Source organism: Agromyces binzhouensis, assembly GCF_004135055.1.
In the GTDB taxonomy this organism is placed as follows: Bacteria; Actinomycetota; Actinomycetes; order Actinomycetales; family Microbacteriaceae; genus Agromyces; species Agromyces binzhouensis.
On the sequence record NZ_SDPL01000791.1, the window covers coordinates 1 to 628 of the forward strand.

Genomic DNA, 628 nt, shown 5'->3' on the forward strand with positions numbered 1-628 from the left:
CGAGGAGCGGCACGGCCGACGCGGCGATGAGCGCGGCCGCGGCGAGGCGCGCACTGCGGCGCCGGGGGCGGCCTGACGGGGGAACTGGCATCGTCGATCAGGCTACCGTGGGAGCCATGGAGCAGCCTGCACTCGAGCCCTCCCCGACGATCGGGGAGCTCGGCGAGACGGCGGTGCTCGCCCGCATCCTGCCGCGCCTGGAACCCGGCGATGCCGCGCTCCTCGGCGCGGGCGACGACGCGGCGGTCGTGGCCGCCGCGGACGGGCGGTTCGTCGTCACGACCGACCTCATGGTGCACGGGCCGGACTTCCGCCTCGCATGGTCGCGCCCGCACGACCTCGGCTGGAAGGCGGCGGCGACCAACCTCACCGACGTCGCCGCGATGGGGGCGCGCCCGACGGCGCTCGTCGTCTCGATCGCCGCGCCGCCCACGACGCACGTCGGGCTGCTCGAGGGCATCGCCGACGGGCTGCGCGACGCGCTCGCCGAGCTCGCACCGGGTGCCGGGGTGGTCGGCGGCGACCTGTCCGCGTCATCCGTGCTCACGATCGCGGTGACCGCGTTCGGCGACCTCGAGGGGCGCGCCCCGGTCCTGCGCTCCGGGGCCCGGCCGGGCGACGTCCTCGC

At 77.4% G+C, this 628-nt stretch carries 1 protein-coding gene; it reads left to right on the plus strand.

All coding sequences use genetic code 11. From position 1 onward, the window contains the following. Nucleotides 1-116 precede the first annotated feature (116 nt). On the plus strand, nt 117-628 hold a 512-nt coding region (locus tag ESO86_RS18255), incomplete at its 3' end, for a thiamine-phosphate kinase (RefSeq protein ID WP_242492454.1).